18 protein-coding genes, 1 pseudogene and 1 riboswitch are annotated in these 19017 nt (G+C 42.2%); of the genes and pseudogenes, 8 read left to right on the top strand and 11 right to left on the bottom strand.

Annotated features, from left to right (window positions below):
• Positions 1 to 84: 84 nt before the first annotated feature.
• Positions 85 to 1260 carry an acetyl-CoA C-acetyltransferase gene (locus tag BM195_RS05220; protein WP_090234628.1) on the bottom strand — a complete coding sequence of 392 codons (1176 nt, stop codon included), beginning with the start codon at positions 1258 to 1260 and terminating at the stop codon, positions 85 to 87.
• A 20-nt stretch (positions 1261 to 1280) separates the two neighbouring features.
• Positions 1281 to 3680, bottom strand: a complete 2400-nt coding sequence (locus BM195_RS05215; protein WP_090234626.1) for a 3-hydroxyacyl-CoA dehydrogenase/enoyl-CoA hydratase family protein — start codon at positions 3678 to 3680, stop codon at positions 1281 to 1283.
• A gap of 303 nt (positions 3681 to 3983) precedes the next feature.
• On the opposite strand from BM195_RS05215, the gene BM195_RS05210 reads away from it, so the two are divergent.
• The 6 genes and pseudogenes from BM195_RS05210 to BM195_RS05190 all read left to right on the top strand — a co-directional run bounded on the left by BM195_RS05210 (position 3984) and on the right by BM195_RS05190 (position 8311).
• Positions 3984 to 4838 carry a YitT family protein gene (locus BM195_RS05210; protein WP_090234622.1) on the top strand — a complete coding sequence of 285 codons (855 nt, stop codon included), beginning with the start codon at positions 3984 to 3986 and terminating at the stop codon, positions 4836 to 4838.
• A 220-nt stretch (positions 4839 to 5058) separates the two neighbouring features.
• Positions 5059 to 5249, top strand: a pseudogene (locus BM195_RS18485) (IS5/IS1182 family transposase); the annotation flags it as partial.
• 28 nt (positions 5250 to 5277) lie between these two features.
• Positions 5278 to 6264 carry a metal ABC transporter solute-binding protein, Zn/Mn family gene (locus BM195_RS05205; protein WP_090234618.1) on the top strand — a complete coding sequence of 329 codons (987 nt, stop codon included), beginning with the start codon at positions 5278 to 5280 and terminating at the stop codon, positions 6262 to 6264.
• A gap of 13 nt (positions 6265 to 6277) precedes the next feature.
• Complete coding sequence (locus BM195_RS05200) at positions 6278 to 7033, top strand: metal ABC transporter ATP-binding protein (protein ID WP_090234615.1); 756 nt, start codon at positions 6278 to 6280, stop codon at positions 7031 to 7033.
• A 17-nt stretch (positions 7034 to 7050) separates the two neighbouring features.
• Positions 7051 to 7911 (top strand): metal ABC transporter permease, encoded by an 861-nt coding sequence (locus BM195_RS05195; RefSeq protein ID WP_090234613.1) that lies wholly within the window; start codon positions 7051 to 7053, stop codon positions 7909 to 7911.
• Entirely contained in the window at positions 7898 to 8311 is a 414-nt protein-coding gene (locus BM195_RS05190; protein WP_090234610.1) for a Fur family transcriptional regulator, read from the top strand. The genes BM195_RS05195 and BM195_RS05190 overlap by 14 nt, the downstream gene beginning before the upstream one ends.
• On the opposite strand, the gene BM195_RS18415 is transcribed toward BM195_RS05190, so the two are convergent.
• The 4 genes from BM195_RS18415 to BM195_RS05175 all read right to left on the bottom strand — a co-directional run bounded on the left by BM195_RS18415 (position 8299) and on the right by BM195_RS05175 (position 10806).
• A complete protein-coding gene (locus BM195_RS18415; RefSeq protein ID WP_211772911.1) occupies positions 8299 to 8625 on the bottom strand; it encodes a hypothetical protein in 327 nt (108 codons plus the stop codon). The genes BM195_RS05190 and BM195_RS18415 overlap by 13 nt on opposite strands.
• 58 nt (positions 8626 to 8683) lie before the next feature.
• A complete protein-coding gene (locus tag BM195_RS05185) occupies positions 8684 to 8998 on the bottom strand; it encodes a DMT family transporter (protein ID WP_090234607.1) in 315 nt (104 codons plus the stop codon).
• On the bottom strand, positions 8995 to 9330 hold the full coding sequence (locus tag BM195_RS05180) for a DMT family transporter (RefSeq protein WP_090234605.1): 336 nt from the start codon (positions 9328 to 9330) through the stop codon (positions 8995 to 8997). The genes BM195_RS05185 and BM195_RS05180 overlap by 4 nt, the downstream gene beginning before the upstream one ends.
• 75 nt (positions 9331 to 9405) lie before the next feature.
• A riboswitch (guanidine-I (ykkC/yxkD leader) is annotated at positions 9406 to 9498 on the bottom strand.
• Positions 9499 to 9579: 81 nt separating this feature from the next.
• Positions 9580 to 10806: a hemolysin family protein gene (locus BM195_RS05175; protein WP_090234604.1), complete on the bottom strand. Its 1227-nt coding sequence runs from the start codon at positions 10804 to 10806 to the stop codon at positions 9580 to 9582.
• A gap of 96 nt (positions 10807 to 10902) precedes the next feature.
• Here BM195_RS05175 and BM195_RS05170 point away from each other — a divergent pair, with 96 nt between their 5' ends.
• A complete protein-coding gene (locus tag BM195_RS05170; protein WP_090234601.1) occupies positions 10903 to 11472 on the top strand; it encodes a YitT family protein in 570 nt (189 codons plus the stop codon).
• A gap of 34 nt (positions 11473 to 11506) precedes the next feature.
• On the opposite strand, the gene BM195_RS05165 is transcribed toward BM195_RS05170, so the two are convergent.
• The gene (locus BM195_RS05165; RefSeq protein ID WP_090234980.1) at positions 11507 to 13006 is read right to left on the bottom strand and encodes a BCCT family transporter; all 1500 of its coding nucleotides are present in this window, start codon (positions 13004 to 13006) and stop codon (positions 11507 to 11509) included.
• A gap of 411 nt (positions 13007 to 13417) precedes the next feature.
• Positions 13418 to 14596: a C40 family peptidase gene (locus BM195_RS05160; RefSeq protein WP_090234598.1), complete on the bottom strand. Its 1179-nt coding sequence runs from the start codon at positions 14594 to 14596 to the stop codon at positions 13418 to 13420.
• 569 nt (positions 14597 to 15165) lie between these two features.
• Between BM195_RS05160 and BM195_RS05155 the strand changes: the two genes are divergently transcribed.
• A complete protein-coding gene (locus tag BM195_RS05155; RefSeq protein ID WP_090234596.1) occupies positions 15166 to 16185 on the top strand; it encodes an aromatic acid exporter family protein in 1020 nt (339 codons plus the stop codon).
• A 143-nt stretch (positions 16186 to 16328) separates the two neighbouring features.
• Here the strand turns inward: BM195_RS05155 and BM195_RS05150 are convergent, their stop codons facing one another.
• The 3 genes from BM195_RS05150 to liaF are packed head-to-tail and all read right to left on the bottom strand — an operon-like array spanning position 16329 to position 18719.
• Positions 16329 to 16958 carry a response regulator gene (locus BM195_RS05150; protein WP_090234593.1) on the bottom strand — a complete coding sequence of 210 codons (630 nt, stop codon included), beginning with the start codon at positions 16956 to 16958 and terminating at the stop codon, positions 16329 to 16331.
• A complete protein-coding gene (locus tag BM195_RS05145) occupies positions 16951 to 17994 on the bottom strand; it encodes a histidine kinase (RefSeq protein ID WP_090234591.1) in 1044 nt (347 codons plus the stop codon). The genes BM195_RS05150 and BM195_RS05145 overlap by 8 nt, the downstream gene beginning before the upstream one ends.
• Positions 17991 to 18719 carry a cell wall-active antibiotics response protein LiaF gene (gene liaF, locus BM195_RS05140; protein WP_090234587.1) on the bottom strand — a complete coding sequence of 243 codons (729 nt, stop codon included), beginning with the start codon at positions 18717 to 18719 and terminating at the stop codon, positions 17991 to 17993. Before liaF ends, BM195_RS05145 begins: the two co-directional genes overlap by 4 nt.
• Positions 18720 to 19017 lie beyond the last annotated feature (298 nt).

Here is a 19017-nt window from a genome sequence, read left to right as displayed (position 1 = left end):
TGTTGTGAACTTTAGCGATCCTCTATCGAACTTTAACGTTTTTCACTTTTTGAGGCTTATCAGCGATCCAAAGTACACTTATATTTACATCAGTTCAAACACACCTGCTGCACCCATACCACCGCCGATACACATCGTGACGACACCATACTGCACATTGCGGCGCTTCATTTCATGAATGAGGCTCAGCGTCAGTTTCGTTCCAGTCATGCCAAGCGGATGGCCTAGGGCAATTGCACCGCCGTTAACATTGACAATTTCCGGATCCAGATCAAGCGCCTGAATGACGCGGACAGACTGTGACGCGAATGCTTCGTTCAGTTCAATCAGGCCAACATCAGACAGTTTCAATCCAGCGATTTTCAATGCCTTTGGAACTGCTTCAACCGGGCCTACTCCCATAATTTCCGGTTCCACACCTGCCACAGCAAATGAACGGAATTTGGCGAGCGGCTTCAGTCCTTCTGAATCCGCTTTTTCACGGTCCATGACCAGAACAGAGCCGGCACCATCACTCATTTGTGACGCGTTACCTGCTGTCACCAATCCGGCGGCGGAAAATGCCGGCTTCAATTTACCAAGAATGTCTTTGGTTGTTTCCGGCCGTACACCTTCATCGATCTCAAACATGGACGTTTTCTCTTCAACTTTATTTTTTTCCCCGATCACCCGCTCTGTCACTTTGACCGGGACAATTTCATCTTTGAACTTCCCTTCTTCAAGTGCTTCTGCGGCACGCTGATGACTGCGAACAGCAAATTCATCCTGATCATCACGTGAAATGTCAAACCTGTTGGCGACTTCTTCAGCCGTATGCCCCATTTGCATATAATAGCCTGATGCATGCTGGACAAGTTTCGAATTTGGCTTGATCACATGGCCGCCCATTGGGATCAGACTCATGGACTCTGCTCCACCGGCGATGATCGTATCACTTGCCCCAATCATGATACGTTCTGCCGCATACGCGATGCTTTGCAGTCCTGATGAACAGTAGCGGTTGATTGTGATACCGGGTACATCTTTGTTAAGTCCTGCAAGCCCGGCAATGTTTCGCGCCATGTTCATGCCCTGCTCTGCTTCCGGCATCGCACAGCCAATAATGACGTCATCGATATTACCGTCATAATCATCTGCCCGTTTCAACGTTTCCTTTATTGTCAATGCTGCCAGATCATCCGGCCTTGTATTGGCCAGTGACCCTTTGTTCGCCTTTCCCACAGGGGTTCTTGCACCCGCAACAATTACTGCTTCCTTCACGTTTTCTCCCCCTCTTCTCATTAGTTACGCAATGGTTTTCCTTTTAAGAGCATGTGCTGCATCCGCTGTTGTGTTAATGGTTCACCAATCAAACTCAGGAATGCCTCACGTTCCAGATCAAGCATCACTTGTTCATCAATTAGCGCTCCTTCTTTAATCCGGCCTCCTGATAAAACATATGCCAGCTTTTCAGCGATTTTCAAATCATGTTCTGAAGCATAACCGCCGAACTGTAATGATTTTGCTCCAAGCAGCATGGCAGCATATCCTGCATCCCCGACAACAGGGATTTTTTCGCGTTTTGGTGCCTGATAGCCCTCTTTAACAAGTGCCAGCACTTTTTGCTTGGCATCATGCAGCAGGTGATCCGGATTTACGCTGATGGCATCACCACTGTCCAAAAATCCATTGTCAAAAGCTTCTTCCGCTGATGTTGATACTTTGGCCATAGCCACTTTTTCAAACACATCATTGGCAACTTTCGTCAGATCAAAATCAACACCACTAGGCAGATTGCGCAGTTCTTTCAAATAAAATTCTTTCGTTCCGCCGCCGCCTGGAATCAGGCCGACACCAAATTCAACCAATCCCATATATGTTTCCGCTGATGCCTGGATGGATGCTGCCGGCAGGGATACTTCAGCACCGCCCCCGACGGTCATATTAAATGGTGCGGTGACAACCGGCTTTCCGGCATATTTAATGTTCATCGCCATATTTTGAAACTGGCGGATAACCATATCCAGTTCAAAGAAATCCTCATCCTGTGCTGCCATCAGCATCATGCCGAGATGAGCACCAACACAGAAATTTTTCCCTTGGTTCCCGATAACCAGCCCTTCATAGTTTTCATCCACTTCCTCAAGTGCATCATTCACCATTTTGATAATATCTAGGCCGATCGCATTTCCCTGTGAATGGAATTCCAGTCCGGCAACACCGTCACCCAAATCGATTAAACTGGCCCCAGTATTCTTTTTAATAACCCCTTTTTCATCCTTTAAGCGCTTCAGATTGATTTCTTTCGGGTTGAATTGCTGCTGCTTATATGTGCCATTGTCGTAGTAATATACATTTCCGTTTTTAGTTTGATAGAATGATTCCTTTCCGGATGAAAGCATGTTGAGAACCCAGTCAGGTACTTCAGCCCCTTCTGCCTGCATGCGCTCGACAGATTTTCGGAGGCCAATTGCATCCCACGTTTCAAACGGTCCGATTTCCCAGCCGAATCCCCATTTCATCGCCTCATCAATTGATACAATATCGTCAGCAATTTCACCGGTAAGCTCTGCTGAATAAATGAGTACCGGTTTTAGGACGGACCACACGAGATCACCGGCCTTGTCACCTTTAACTTTTACAAGCGCTTTCAATTTACGTCTGGAGCCCTTTTCCTGCTTAGCCATTTCAGTTGCATCCGTTTTCAGTTTTTTGCGGTCTTCATACACCAATGTTTCCGGATTTAATTCATAGATCATGCTTCCGTCTTTTCCTTTTTTCTTTAAGAAAAATCCCTGGCCGCTCTTTGCCCCGAGCCAGCCTTTTTCCTGCATTTTCAGCATGAATTCAGGTACCTTAAATACATCTTTTTCTGCGCCTTCGACCTGATCATGTACATTGTTGGCGACATGAATGAACGTATCCAATCCAACCACATCCAATGTACGGAATGTGGCACTTTTCGGCCGTCCAATCATCGGTCCGGTGACGGAATCTACTTCACCGATACTGTATCCACCTTTCAGCATTTGCTGTACTGTTACGAGCAAGCCGTACGTGCCAATCCGATTGGCAATAAAATTCGGCGTATCTTTTGCCTCGACGACACCTTTGCCCAGTACGTCTTCACCAAACGTTTTCACGAATGCCAGCACTTCCGGGTCGGTATCTTTTGTCGGGATGACTTCCAGCAGCTTCAGGTAGCGCGGCGGATTGAAAAAGTGTGTGCCGAGAAAATGTTTGCGGAAATCTTCTGAACGTCCCTCAGCCATGTCCTCCACAGAAATCCCGGATGTATTGGAACTGATGATAGTTCCTTTTTTCCGATGGTTATCAACGTTAGCAAAAACTTTTTGCTTAATGTCCAGGTTCTCAACGACAACTTCAATGATCCAGTCGACGTCTGCTAATCTTTCAATATCATCTTCCATGTTGCCTGCTTCAATTAAATCAAGGCTTTGTTTGGATGTAATCGGTGATGGTTTCTGCTTTAATAGAGCTTTTTTGCTATCAGCAGCCATCCGGTTTCGTACAGCGCGATCTGCCAGTGTCAGACCTTTCGCTTTTTCCTTTTTAGTTAGTTCACGCGGTACGATATCAAGCATGATGGTCGGAATTCCCACGTTTGCCAAGTGTGCAGCAATTCCAGATCCCATCACACCGGAGCCCAGTACGGCAGCACGCTTGATCGTTCGTTTCATATTTTCTCCCCCTATCCTTGCTTTGAATGAATGATCATTCATTTTTACTTACAAAAATAAAAGATAGTCGCCTATCCATCTATTTATTAGTATAAATTATATTCTGATAGTTCGCAATAAAAATAGGTGGTATTTTTAAATGAAATAAACGGCAGGGCTTTCAAGACTGCCCAAACTGCGTTAAAATAGTAAAGGTTTGCTTTGGGAAAGCTCAGCCTCGTCTCATAGCGAGTTCCGGAGTTTTCCATACAACATCTGTCATCATTTATACTTCCTGACTTATAAAGAAAGGATTTGCACGCTATGAACAAAAAATTTTTAACAGAATATGCTCAGATCATAATCGGTGCTTCACTTGTCGCATTATCCTATAACCTGCTTCTCTTGCCGTCCAAACTTGCTGCAGGTGGAATATCCGGGATCAGTACGATTCTTTTTGAACTATATAAACTGAGCCCTGCGCTGACACAGTTTTTGATTAACCTTCCCATCTTTATCGTAGGCTGGATTGTGCTGGGAAAAGATTTCAGTTGGAAAACACTGCTCGGTACGTTTTGGGTTCCGTTCATGATCTATCTGACGGCGGACTTTCCTTATACTGTATCAAACCCTCTATTGGGCGCCATCTATGGCGGTATCGTTCTTGGTATTGGTCTTGGTACAGTTTACAAGGGGCAAGGGTCTACAGGCGGAACTGCAGCTATCGCCCAAGTTGTTAAAAAATTCACCGGTTTGTCTAGTGGTTATTCCCAGCTGATCGTTGACGGAATTGTTGTCATTTCATCAGTCATTGTATTCAATCTCGAACTTACACTATTTGCCCTGATGTGCATTTATATTACAAGCAAAACGATTGATATCGTACAGTTGCGCACGTCAGCTGCTAAACTGGTGATGATCATTACCGAAAATGAAATAAAAGTTCAAGATATGATCAATGACCAAATTGACCGCGGCTTGACAAAGGTCCGGACCATCGGCGGTTATTCCAATCTGAATAAAACCATGATTCTTTGTGTTGCTGATCAGCAGGAAGCTATAAAATTGAAAAAAATGCTGCAAGATGAAGAGCCGACGTCATTTGTTGTCTTTATCAATGCCTCAGAAGTTTTGGGACGGGGATTCTCTCTGGATAAATACTACGGGCAGAAATTTTAAAAAGTTATGCATAAGAGGAAATCGGCTGTCACGCCGATTTCTTTATTAAAAGGGACCCATCAGTCATATCTTGCTTACTTTGATATTTGAAAGTTGCCGAATAAATGCTTTCCGACTTACTCATATCCCGGCCATCTTCATCGACCTCTATTTTTCACCATTAGACTTCACAGCGACAGATTGGGGGTCAAAGGCCTGACAAGACATTTACAGTCGCTGTTCAGCAGTGGAACGCGTCAAAACGTATCTAAAGGAATTTTTTCGGCTCAACAATGTCGCAATCATACAAGCAAACGCACCAAAGTTCATCTTGATATCGTTACCTTGATGTATAATGCTTCAAAATTACGTAAAATCAATCTAAATCGTAACTATTCCTATTTACAAATCGTAATCATTACGATATTATAAAACTATCTTATTGGAAAGGACTTGAAGCATGAAAAATTACAAGCCACTGATTCTATTATTGATATCATTGTTTATCGTAGCAGGTTGTGCCACGACCAAATCTGAAACGAACAATGGGGCTGATTTAACCATATATACATCGATATATCCCATTCAATATGCAGTTGAAAGAATTGGCGGCGATTCCGTTGACGCTGAATCTGTTTATCCGCCTGGTGTTGATGCACACACTTATGAACCGTCATCCAAAGAAATGGCCTCCATTGCCGAGGGAGATGCATTTATTTATCTTGGTGCCGGAATGGAAGGATTTGCAGAAACCGCTGCTCAAGCATTGGATTCTCAAGATGCTGCGTTAGTTGAAATAGGAGCAAATGAAGAGCTATTTCATATGGATACAAACGACCATGATACACACGATCATGGAGATGGGGATCATCACGACGAAGAGTATACCCATGAGCAGGAAGAAAATGAGACGCATCATCACCATGACCACAATCCGCACATTTGGCTTGACCCGGAACGGATGATGGACATGGCCAGCATCATTAAAGATAAGTTAATTGAATTGAATCCGGAAAGCTCAGAACAATACACAAAAAATTTCAATGTTTTAAAAGACGATTTACTGGCACTGGACCAGCAATTTCAGGAAACGCTGGAATCCAAAGAAAATAAGAAAATACTCGTCTCCCATGCTGCATACGGATATTGGGAAGAACGATACGGTATTGAACAGATTGCCATCAGCGGATTATCGTCAAGCGATGAACCATCTCAAAAAGAACTGACCAATATCATTGATCAAGCAGAAGAGCACAATCTGGACTATGTTCTCTTTGAACAAAACAGCTCTGATCGTATATCAGAAATCATTCAGGATCAAGTCGGGGCTCAAAGCTTGCAAATTCATAATCTTTCCGTTTTAACAGAAGGTGATATCGAGAACGGAGAGGATTACCTGTCATTAATGAAGCACAACCTCGACATACTTGATCAGGCAACTGAGTAGGAGGCATACAGCAATGAAAGATCCGGTTGTTTCAATGAAAAATATCCACTATGCATATGAAAAGAAAGCCATCCTCCATGATATTCATTTCGAAATCCCACAAGGTGTATTTATGGGGATGCTCGGACCAAACGGCGGAGGTAAAACAACATTAATCAAACTTATTCTGGGCCTGTCGAAACCTGACAATGGATCCATTCACTTGTTCGGACAGCCCATCGATAAATTCCGAGATTGGAGCAAAATCGGGTTCGTTTCGCAAAAAGCCAACACATTCAACAAAGGGTTCCCAGCTACCGTCTTTGAAGTCGTATCAATGGGGCTGACCGGCAAAATTGGTTATCTGAAATTATTTACGAGGAAACATAAAAGCAAAGTGCTTCAATCCATCGACCAAGTCGGCATGACAGATTACGCGTATGAAAATGTCGGCAATTTGTCAGGCGGTCAGCAGCAGCGCGTCTTTATCGCACGCGCGCTGGTCAATGATCCAGAGCTGCTGATTCTCGATGAACCGACGGTTGGTGTTGACCAGGAAAATGTGCAGCGATTCTATGATTTGCTGCATCAATTGAATGATGAGCACCATATCACACTTTTACTTGTCACACATGATACTGGCACGATTACAGAGCACGCAACTGACATCGTATGCTTGAACAAGACATTGCATTTTCACGGAGAGCCTGATGAATACCAAACATTAACAAATAAAGATCTATCGAAGTTTTACGGTCATCCTGTAAATATCGTGACACATGACCATTAACGTTGGAGGAAAACATTATGCTAGCAGATTTTTTGGAATATGACTTTTTACGACATACATTTTTAACTGGACTTTTAATCGGAATCATCGCACCACTGCTTGGGACTTTCATCGTAGTCCGGCGTCTTTCCCTAATAGCCGATGCATTATCACATGTCACACTTGCCGGGATTGCATTCGGGCTGTTTATGGACAAGAAATTCGCTCTCGGTATTGCACCGCTGTACAGTGGAATGGGTTTTTCAGTGCTCGGGTCCATTTTTATTGAACAGCTGCGGGGCGTCTATAAAGCCTATCAGGAGCTGGCCATCCCGATTATTTTATCAGGTGGTGTCGGACTCAGTGTTATTTTCATTGCATTGGCAGACGGCTTCAACACGGAATTGTTCAATTATTTGTTTGGTTCTGTGTCCGCAGTCAGCCAGATGGATTTTTATTCAATTTTGGGGATTTCCATCATTATCATACTTCTTATCGGATTGTTTTATAAGGAACTGGTTACCTTATCATTTGATGAAGAACATGCTGTTGTTTCAGGGATTCATTCGAAACAGATTCATTTACTGTTTATCGTTCTGACCGCCCTTGTTATTGCGGCATCGATCCGGGTTGTTGGTGTTTTGCTTGTGTCTTCACTTATGACGTTGCCGGTAGCCGCAAGCATGCGGATTGCTCGCGGTTTTAAACAAATGATTGCATTTTCAATTGTTTTTGGCGAACTAGCTGTTATCATAGGGTTAATAACAGGCTATTATTTCAGCATTCCACCAGGAGGTACTATTGTCGTCGTATCTATAATCATCCTGCTGCTGTCGATAGGAATGAAACGTTTTTCATACACATCCCGGAAAAGGAGGCTAACTCATGGAACTGAATGAAGCTGTTCAAGAAATTAAGAGGCAAGGCTATAAAACAACTACTAAACGAAAAGATATGCTACGATTCTTTGCTGAAGCTGACGGGTACCGGACAGCAAAGGACCTGATTAACCACCTGGAACCGGCATATGATGGGATCAGTTTTGATACGGTTTACCGCAATTTGCACTTATTTGATAAAGTTGGTGTGCTGGAAACAACTGAACTGAATGGCGAAAAACACTTCCGGATCAGCTGTACACACCATCATCACCATCACTTTATTTGCAAGGACTGCGGCAAAACCAAGGAAATCGAGGTTTGCCCAATGGATGAAGTACGGCAGGCTCTGGGTAACTATGCAATCGAGGATCACAAATTTGAAATTTACGGATTATGCCCGGTATGTCAGAAAGCGTAGAAAATAGGCATTTCCCAGTTTATTTCAAAAAGACTGTTATCTAAAAGACTGTTGTTTTTGACACAAAAGCTATAAAAAGGACGTAAATGGCTTTCCGCGGGCAACGCTTCAGCCTCATCGCGAGCCAGCGGAAAGCGACGAGCTAAACATCCAGCGAGTAAGCTTCGAGTTGCGAGGAGTGCTGCAAATTGCAACACGACGAGCACCCAGTGTTTTTGCGGAACAACTGTCGAACCATCATCTAATGCGTCGCAGTGTATATCAACTCTGAGGCTTGAAGAGCCACACAAGTTACAAAAAGAGCCTTTTAACAAAGGTGTTAATCTTTTTTTGATATAAACTAGACACGCCGATCGACTATTTGACCGCACATCAAGTAATAAACTTCAGACCAACAGCTGCAGCAATAATCATACTGAGAAACAATATACGACGCCAGTCAGCTGATTCATCGTAAAAAACCATACCCGCCATTGCACTGCCCGCCGTACCGATTCCTGTCCATATCGCATAAGCAGTACCCATTGGCAAATTTTCCATTGCCAGCGTCAAAAATAGAAAGCTCAACAAAAATCCGCCAATCAGCCATGTAAAGGAGAAAAGACTTTTTTCCTGATTTACTTTATGAATACCCATCACACCAAGAACTTCTCCAAAACCTGCTATGATTAAGTACATCCAGCTCACGAACGCTCACCTTCCTGCTCATCCGTTACCATTTTCAGTCCGATGACACCGCCCAATAATATTAAAATAAGGATGATTTTAAGCAAACGGAATGGTTCACCAAATACAACAATTTCCAATATGACGGTCCCTGTCGTCCCCATGCCGGCAAATACAGCATATGCTGTGCCTGCCGGAAGTTTTTGGGAAGCAAGAATCAGTAAATGCATACTGAGATAAATGGCCGCTGACGTCAAAGTCCATGTCACAAGACTATTGGCGTGTTTCAGACCAACAACCCAGCCTATTTCAAACAATCCGGCCAAAAATAAAATATTCCAGCTTTTGTTCATTTCATCACCTCAAGCGTTATACCTGAATTGTTATTATCCGAACGAAAAGCCCGGGAAGATATCCTCGTTCAGATATCCTCCCGGGCTTTTGTCCCGCCGTGCACACATTCCGTGCGTTTTCTCTCGGACCAGTCCAGCATCTGCTACGGAACCCTAGAAAACCTAATACTGACAGCATTATATCCTAACAGACATCTAACAGTCAATTTTTAAAGCACACTGTTTCCAATCCAATCATTCGATTCCTATTCAATTCTGCTTTTTAATCTGAACTTTACGGATCATTTTTCCTTTAATTTCTATCACTTTAAATGTTAAATGATTCCGTTCAATAGCATCCCCTTCTTGTGGGAATTCATTAAATTCCTGCAGTAAATAGCCGGCAAGGACATCCTCCTCTTCCGGAATATCGGTATCAAACAGCAAATTCAGCCGGTGCAATGTTATTTTCCCATTGCAGATGATTTCATTTTCCGCAAGCTTTTCAACGATTGATGCGGTTTCAGAATCCATTTCATCTTCAATTTCCAAACCGATCATGGTCTCAATGACGTCTTCATGTGTCAGAATACCTTCTGTGCCGCCGTATTCATCCAGAACAATGGCCATATGCTTATGCTCTTTCGTCATTTTCCGGAATACCCATTCAATCGACTGAAATTCAAATACGATCAGCGGATCTGAATAACTGAATGCCTGCAATGATTTTTCCGGCTCCATCGACCAAGAGATTAAGTACTTCGAGTGAAAAACCGCAACAATATCATCCATATTCTCTCCATATACAGGGTATCTGGTAAACGGATTTTGAATGACCACGTCTCTGACTTCCTCAAACGAAGCCGTGCTTGGAAGGGCGATGATTTCGACTCTTGGTGTTGTCAATACATCTTTTACATTTAAGTTATAAAAATCCAGAGCACCTTTGATCCGGTGCGATTCCGCATCGTTAAATGTTCCTTCCGAGTCAGCAATATCAACCATGGTACGCAATTCTTCTTTTGATATTGATGCATCATTTATATGCCCGCCTGCCAATGTATTCGTAATATAATCCGTCAGCCAATTCAGTACCATCGTAATCGGCTTGAATACCATCATGAAAAACCGTATGACTGGAGAGATAACAAATGCAATCCGATTAGGGAAAGCGGCTGATACCGATTTAGGTATAACTTCGCAAAATATGATAATCGTAACGGTTAACATAGCTGAAGCAAGACCAACGTGAAATCCATATTGAATCGCAAATGTCGTTACTAGCGTTGGGAGCAAGATATTTGCAATATTATTACCAATCAAAATCGTCGTGATAAACTGATTTGGTTTAGAAACCAGATCCAATAGTTTTTCTGCCTTTTTATCATTGTTGCCGGATTGCGTCTGCAGCTTCATCTTATTGGTGGCTGTCAATGCCGTCTCACTTCCCGAAAAGAAAAGTGATACCAGTAATAAAAATATGATGGCAATGATCACAAGTAATAGCCCCCTTTTCATGAGACAATTTCATGGATAATTTCCTTAAGCCTTGCATATTTTTTATTAGGACAAGTTATATGGTGCGTGATATGCTTGCTGCAAAAAATAGCATCGATCATAATCGGGAGTATGCTGATTGCTATTGGGATAAACTATTTTATTATTCCAAATCACCTTGTCGATGGCGGCATTATCGGTTTAGGTCTGATTTCCAAGTATACATTAGGTCTGCAGCCAGGCTTAACAATTATTGTGTTAAATTTACCTTTATACATTTATGCTTGGTTTCACTTCCGTTCTTATTTTTATAATGGTATACACGGGGTATTGGCTTCATCATTCTTTATTGATTATTTTCACCCATTGATGGCTTTACATACGCCTCCCATTCTGATCAGTGCCATAACGGGCGGTTTTGTGCTTGGAAGCGGAATCGGCATCATGCTGCTGACAAAGGTAAGCGCTGGTGGAGGTGACCTGTTAGCACTCATGCTGACTAAAGTTATACAGCTTAATGTGGGGATTATTATTTTAATTATTGACGGTTTCGTTATTCTGCTCGGCTGGTTGACTATTCAGGAAACAACAGTCCTTTATTCTGGTGTGATGGTTGGAATGGTTGGTTTGACGACATTTACCATTACGAAATCCTTTTCGACGTAAAAACAGCTGGAAGGGTCACTTCCAGCTGTTTTTCTCAATCATCTTTTTTCGGTACTGACTCTTTCTTCACCATTCGAATAAAAGCAACCACAATGAGCAGCAAAATGATCGTAAACGGCAGTGCGGATGTAAGTGATGCGGTCTGCAATGCATTCAATCCGCCTGCAAACAAGAGTACCACCGCAATAGCTGTAATGAGAATACCCCAGATGATTTTAACCATTAATGCCGGGTTCAGGCTGCCCTTGGATGTCATACTTCCCAGAATATAGGTTGCTGAGTCCGCTGAGGTTACTAGGAACGTAAAAATCAGCAAAATCGCCAAAATAGACAGGATGTTTGTTATTGGCAATTCGCCAAATGTTTCAAACAACGCAACCGTCATATCAGCGTTCACCGCTTCAGCAATCTGCTTTCCATTAAATAAATCACTGTAGATCGCTGTTCCGCCAAATGCAGCGATCCACAAACAGGCAATCAGTGGCGGTACAACCAAAACACCAAAAACAAATTCACGAATCGTCCTGCCTTTTGATACGCGGGCAACGAAAGCACCAACAAATGGCGACCAAGCCGTAGCCCACGCCCAGTAGAATACGGTCCATTCACGCACCCAAGTTTCCTCGGAATACGGCGTCAAACGGAAACTATATTGTACAAAATTCGTAATATAGTCACCCAGCCCTAATACAAATGTGTCTAAAATAAACACAGTAGGTCCTGCCACAAAAACAAACACGAGTAAAAGAAGACATAAGCCCAAATTTAAATTACTCAGCCATTTAATTCCTTTGTTAAGGCCAGTACTGGATGAAAGCAGGTAAGTAACCAGCATAACAGCTGCAATCATCATTTGAATCCAGATGGAATTCGGCACATCAAAAACACTCTTTAATCCGCCATTCATCTGGGAAATTCCCAGCCCCAAGGATGTTGCAACTCCCATGACAGTTGCAATGACAGCGAGTGTATCAATGGTACCGCCTAAAGCCCTATTGCCTCCAACGACCGGCTCAATTGCTGTTGAAATCAGTCCTTTCTTATCTTTCTTAAACTGCAGAAAGGCAATAATCAAACCGACAACTGCGAATACAGACCATTGACTCACACCCCAATGGAAAAAGGCATAACCCATTGCCACACGGGCGGACTCTTCCGTTTGCGCTTCCAAATCAGTAAATGGTGTCGTGAAAAAATGGCTCATCGGCTCTGCCACACCCCAGAATACCAGGCCCGCTCCAAAACCTGCGGAAAACAGCATACCAATCCATGTGAAGAAGGGGTATTCAGGGCGTGATCCTTTTGGGCCAAGACGAATTTTACCATATTTCGTAATTGAAAGAACCACTAAGAATATTACAAAAATAAATACTGCCAGCATATAGAACCAGCCAAAGTTAATGGTTGTAAAACTGAATAATGCATTTGCCGTTTCACGGAATGTCTCGGTAAAAATTGCCCCGGTTAATACCAAACAGGTAACAATAATAGCTGATACAAAAAATACCGGATTTTGATGTGTATGTTTTTTCATAACAATTCCTTTCTTTTTCACAGGTGCGTTGGAAAAAACAAATGGATGATGGATCATTTCAAGTAACTGTATCGGAAACACCTATATGATTACGATGATGATTATAAAGATCTATTCTTTCTAAACCACATATAAAAATGATCCCACTTTATTGATAAAAAATGCTACGGTAGACATTATACATTTTCTGCCAGATATTTTCTATCTATAATCGATGATTGTTTGCATATTCGACCTATTTTACTACTTTTAGTAAAATCCGATCATCTTATACATCACAATGTTGGCTATTTTAACCATAAAAGGATGGTTTTCACCACGTCTATGATAGTGAAAGCCATCCTATTTTATGCTATTTGATATTACAAGACCTACCTGAGAAGATAGGTCTTAAAACTTTAATATTTTTTCCTATTGAATACGGCGTACATGTCCACTAAAGTTACTGCTCCAATATTTACTGTTCATGTCAGCAACGGCCACCCCTGTACTGCTTTGAGCACCAAGAAACTCTCCATTTCCGAGGTAAATTCCGACATGTCCGTTTGTTTTGTAGGTATTAAAGAATACTAGATCGCCTGGCTGAGCATTGCTGTAGGAAACTTTTGTTCCTACACTCTGTAGCGCTGCTGTACTGGACGGAATGGATATACCGGCTTGTCCAAATGCCCACGATACGAATCCAGAGCAGTCAAATCCACCAGGGCTTTTTCCGGCTGTTACATACGGTGTTCCTGTCTGTGTGAATCCTGCTTCAATCGCAGAGCTGAAGCTTCCACCAGACTTACTCAGTTGTTTTAACTCTCCGCCATCGCCTGATGATGAGGAAGCTGATCCAACCGCATCTGAATTGTCGGAAGACTGGCTGATTTCCCGTTCAATGGCTGCGAGACTGCTATCCTCGTCTTCCAGTTCCGCTTTCATATCTTTTAATTCCTGTTCTTTCTCTTTCAGTTTCTGTTTGTCTGATTCAACTTCTTCCTTCTGAGCCGTTATTGTTTCCTCCATACCTTCCAGTTCTGTTTTCATATCTTTGAGGTCGGATAATTTTTCCTTCTTGGCATCTTTCTTTTCCTGGAGTTCGGCTTTATCTTCTTCTTGCTGCTTCAACAGTTTTTCATCAGATTCAGCAATTTTGGAAACAGCAGATACACGACTGATCATATCACCAAAACTCTTGGAACCGAAAATTACTTCCATGTAATTGATGTCCCCGCCCTGTTTTTGCAGGGACACAAGGCGCTCTTTTAAAATCGCTTTACGCTCTTCTATCTTTTCTTCCAGTGCCGTTACTTCCTCTTCAATTTCGGCAGCCTTTTCTTCCGTTTCCGTTATTTGTTCTTCGGTTTCTTCCATTTTCTGTTCATTTTTATCAAGGGCTTTGGTGAATGATTCAATCTTCTCATTCAATTCTTCCTTTTCCTCCATGACATCAGCAATTTCAGCTTCTGCATCTGACAGATCTGATTGAACTTCCGAACGCTCATCCTGCACATCCTGTAATCTTTCGGCATGCACCGAGCCGCTCAAAAACACACTGCCAACCAACACCGCTCCGGCAGTGACTGCTGTTCCGATTGTTTTTTTCACTTTTTGTTCCCCCCATTGTCACAACCGCAAAACTGTTTAATTATGTAACATTCCAATTCATTTGCGGTAGTCTATTTTATCTATTATGTATTTAATAATTTTAGTCAATTCGAATTATATCATGGGAATATGACACTCATGTAATAGAGAGATTACAATTATATTTCAAAACAAAAAATTCACCCATTCATGTTACAGGCGGATTTTTTAATTGATGGTCGATTGGTTAAAATTGTTCTGTTTCTGACCATCCTTGTAAGGCTCCGGTTGATGACGTTCCCCTTAAAATAACTTGTGCAACGTCATCAAAATAGCCCGTACCAACTTCCCGCTGGTAATGTTTTTTAAAAAAATTTGCAAACATAACATATTATTGGAAAAATAGAAGTCTGAGGGATATCGTAGAACTACATTCAGTGGGAGGTTTTATTCTCACTGAATGTTCGTTGAGCAGAATCAGTATTTAATAGGAACAGAAGTTATTTCCCACCTAGTTTTTCCATTTGCACCTGTGAAATGGAGGGACATGCTGCCTGTTAGGGCACAAACATTTTGTGAGGATGATATTAATGAAATATTTCAGGCTGGCGGGTAGTCGTGTCATAAAAACCGGTGTCGCCATTTTCATTACAGCATGGATTTGTGTTCTATTGGAGTGGCCACCTGTTTTTGCTGTTATTACAGCAATTGTTACCATTGAACCAACAGTATCAGATTCGATCAAAAAAGGAATCATACGTTTTCCGGCTTCAGCTATCGGTTCTGCATATGCGGTGCTTTTCATATCGTTATTTGGTAACTCACCACTCACATACACGTTAGCAGCTGTATTTACCATTGCAACATGTTTCCGATTAAAGCTGCATGCGGGACTGCTTGTTGCCACGCTGACATCTGTTGCAATGATCGAAGTCATACACAGCAACATCCTTACGGCATTTTTTATTCGTCTTGGAACAACAACTACCGGACTGGTTGTTTCTACCGCAGTCAATATGTTGATGCTTCCGCCCGACTATACAAAGGAGATTGCCAAAAAACTGGAAACGATAGCATACAAGACAGGTATCGCCATTGAAAAGGTCTTTCATGATATACTTGATGATCAGCACCAGGTCACTGTCGTTGAACAGGAATTAGCGGAACAGCTGGATAGAATCATTCATCAGACAGAACAGCTGATCCGGTTTCAAAAGGAAGAATCCAAATACCATCCACTTGCAGGCAGTGAACGAACACAATTTCAGCAAGAACAGGATCAGCTCGTCCGTTTACGATTAATCCATTATCATATCGGCAATTTGGTTTATACATCATTTAACAAGGTCGAATGGTCTGCAGATAAACGGACAACGATTTTGAATGCTGTAACAGAAATGGCACAATCACTTAAACACCCAGATGCATACGAACAGCCAAAACACCGGGAATACTACAAACAACTAACTGCAATATTTTGGGGAAATAATAAGTCAATAACTGTTAAGAATGAACAGCATCCGGCCAATTTACCAGCAAATCTGATTATTTTGTATGAACTTCTTTCCATTTATAATCTTGTTGAAAGGTATTACCAAAAGCCAACATGACTATGATTTTATTCGTATTATTTCAATTGGCGGAGGGAATCGAGTGCCTTTCACAGCCAGCTCCATCGCTATAGCTGTATCATCCTTTCCTCATCCCCGTAATTCATCCCCTCGCCACTAACCAAGCGTTTCCACTTTTATTCTTATACCAAATCATGTTTAAATGCATAAATAACAGCCTGTGTTCGATCCTGCACCTCAAGCTTCCCTAAAATATTACTGATATGGACTTTAACCGTTTTTAAAGCGATGAATAATTCATTTGCTATTTCCTGATTTGATTTCCCTTGAGCAACAAGCAGCAATATCTCCATTTCCCGCTCGGTTAACTGATCGTGCAGACTGTCAGCCGGTTTTTTACGCATCCGGTTCATAATCTTTCCTGTTACTTCAGGCTCCAAAATGGATTGGCCTTCATGTGTCGCCCGAATTGCCTTTGCTATTTCGTTTGCTTTTGACGTCTTCAGCATATAGCTTACTGCACCTGCTTCAAGTGCCGGATAAACCTTTTCATCATCAAGAAAACTGGTCACAACAATTATTTTAGCTTCAGGCCATTGTTCAATGATCTGCTTTGTTGCTTCAATGCCATCCATTTCTTTCATGACCAGGTCCATCAAAATAATATCAGGCCTGAGCTCCAAAGCAAGCCGAACAGCTTCTCCACCATCGTCAGCCTCCGCAGCCACATTAATATCGGCCTGGGCAGATAAATAAGCTGATACGCCAATCCTGACCATTTCATGATCATCGGCAAATAATACGTTAATCAAGATTCTCACCCTCTTTTTTCAAGGCAGGAACTTTAACTTCCATTCGTGTTCCTTCGTTTGGAATGCTGACTACTTTAAATGTTCCTCCAATTTCAAAAGCACGCTCACGCATATTTTGAAGCCCATAAGAGCTTGTTCGTACATTCTCAGTATCAAATCCGATTCCGTCATCAGCAATGCGCAAAATAATCGTTTCATCCCGTCTGATCAGTATCACATGAAGGGATGATGCTTTGGCATGGCGGAATGTATTTGAAACAGACTCCTGCAATATGCGGAACAGCTGATCCTCCACACCCTTGTCAATCGTGAATTCCTCCAGCTTTGATTCAATTTCCATTGGCACTTTTTGTGTAAGTTCTGCCAGAAGCTCCTTGGTACCTTCCTGCAGTGACTTTCCTTTTAGAGCAACTGGTCTTAAATGGAGCAGCAATGCCCGCATTTCAAGCTGTGACTGGTGAATCATCTTTTCGACCATCCGTAACTGCTTATTCATGGATGCATCTTCAGGAGGGTTGGATTCGTTGAACGCCGACATCATCATGGACGCAGCAAACAGCTGCTGACTGACGGAATCATGCAGTTCCCTTGCCAATCGGTTTCTTTCCTGGACAACGATCTCCTGCAGACTCTTTTCCCGGTCTTTTGCTCTTTCTGTAGCCAACCGTTGAGCATTTTCAGTTTGCACACGTATTTTTTCCTGTATTTGCGCCATGCGCTGCTGAATCTTTTCCAGTTCTTTGTACGGTTCATCAGCAGCAGAGATTTTCTGGCCTTTTGCAATTTCATCCAAATTTCTTGAAACACTCTGGAGCCGCTGCCGCCAATACCATCCGGTGGTCATGCCGATGATTGCACCTGCAACCACCGGTATACTGAATACAAGTATAAAAAACGGAACATCGTATATTGTTTTTTCCAGAATGAGTGACCAGTCATCAAGCGGGAATGTTGCAAATGTTACACCAATCATCACAAATGTTATTAATAGGCTGAATAATATCGCAGTGAAAACATGACGTAAAATGGGATTCATATCCGCTTCACCTCGATATCTCCAGAAAGCAATGATGTAACAATTTTCACCCTGGGAAATGTTGTATCATAATGCGCTGTTTGATATAAAACCGACTGATTCATTAGTTTCCAATGATGTTTTCCTAATATATATACACGCCCAAAGATTGAACTGTGTTGTACACTTACTTCCACTTCATATGGCACATAAATGATGATGTTTCCAACCATATGACGAACCGAAATAACTGCTGTATCATTTGGCAGGACGGTATTGCTCAGATCAATGATACGATCGCCAAATGCTCCATGAATATTGATATCCCGCCATTGATAAGATGTATCGGATGTATGCTGGTCGCCAAATACTTTATGATCAAACAGCGGTTTTAGCTGGATAATCTCATCCATATTCACGACTTCATCGGGGAGTTCAGGCTGTATACGTTCGGCTTCCTGTTTTGACTTTGAATAATTGATCAGAAATAAAACAATAGCTGCCAAAATTAAAAAACGAACTGCCAGCATATTCAATATGGCAAAAATAAGCCCGACAATACCAAGCCAGAATAAGACTTTGCCCCATAATTGCGTGAATTTTTTCCATCCAATATAGACAAAAAATCCTAAAAATATTGCCGATACAATCATTCCGCCATGGAAAAAAGCAACTTCTATGACAAAGAGAATCACTCCAACAATCAAAATCCAGTTAAAAGTATCTGTCGACAGACGCTGAAGCATGAAGTGACCTCCTTTCATTTCTTATCCCGCATGTAACTGGCAATAAACTCCCATCTCAAATATTCGGATTTACGAAGAGATTAGATGGGGGATCAACTGCCAGGCCGATCATAACGCGACGTCCTGTCACATTACCGGCACTACACGTCCTGTGCGTCGTAAAGGTCCGATTCTGCTTAACTAACATTCAGCGGAAAATACGTCCGTTAAATGAAGTTTTCACTTTATGCAGAATAGACGCAGAACAACTGCGCCTGTTCATTATAGCATGTTTCTTCACATGTCTGTATAACTGAAA

The organism is Lentibacillus halodurans (assembly GCF_900112045.1).
Classification (GTDB): Bacteria; Bacillota; Bacilli; order Bacillales; family Amphibacillaceae; genus Lentibacillus; species Lentibacillus halodurans.
Note: the sequence above shows the minus strand (reverse complement) of the source record. Positions and strands in the feature narration are given on the sequence as shown.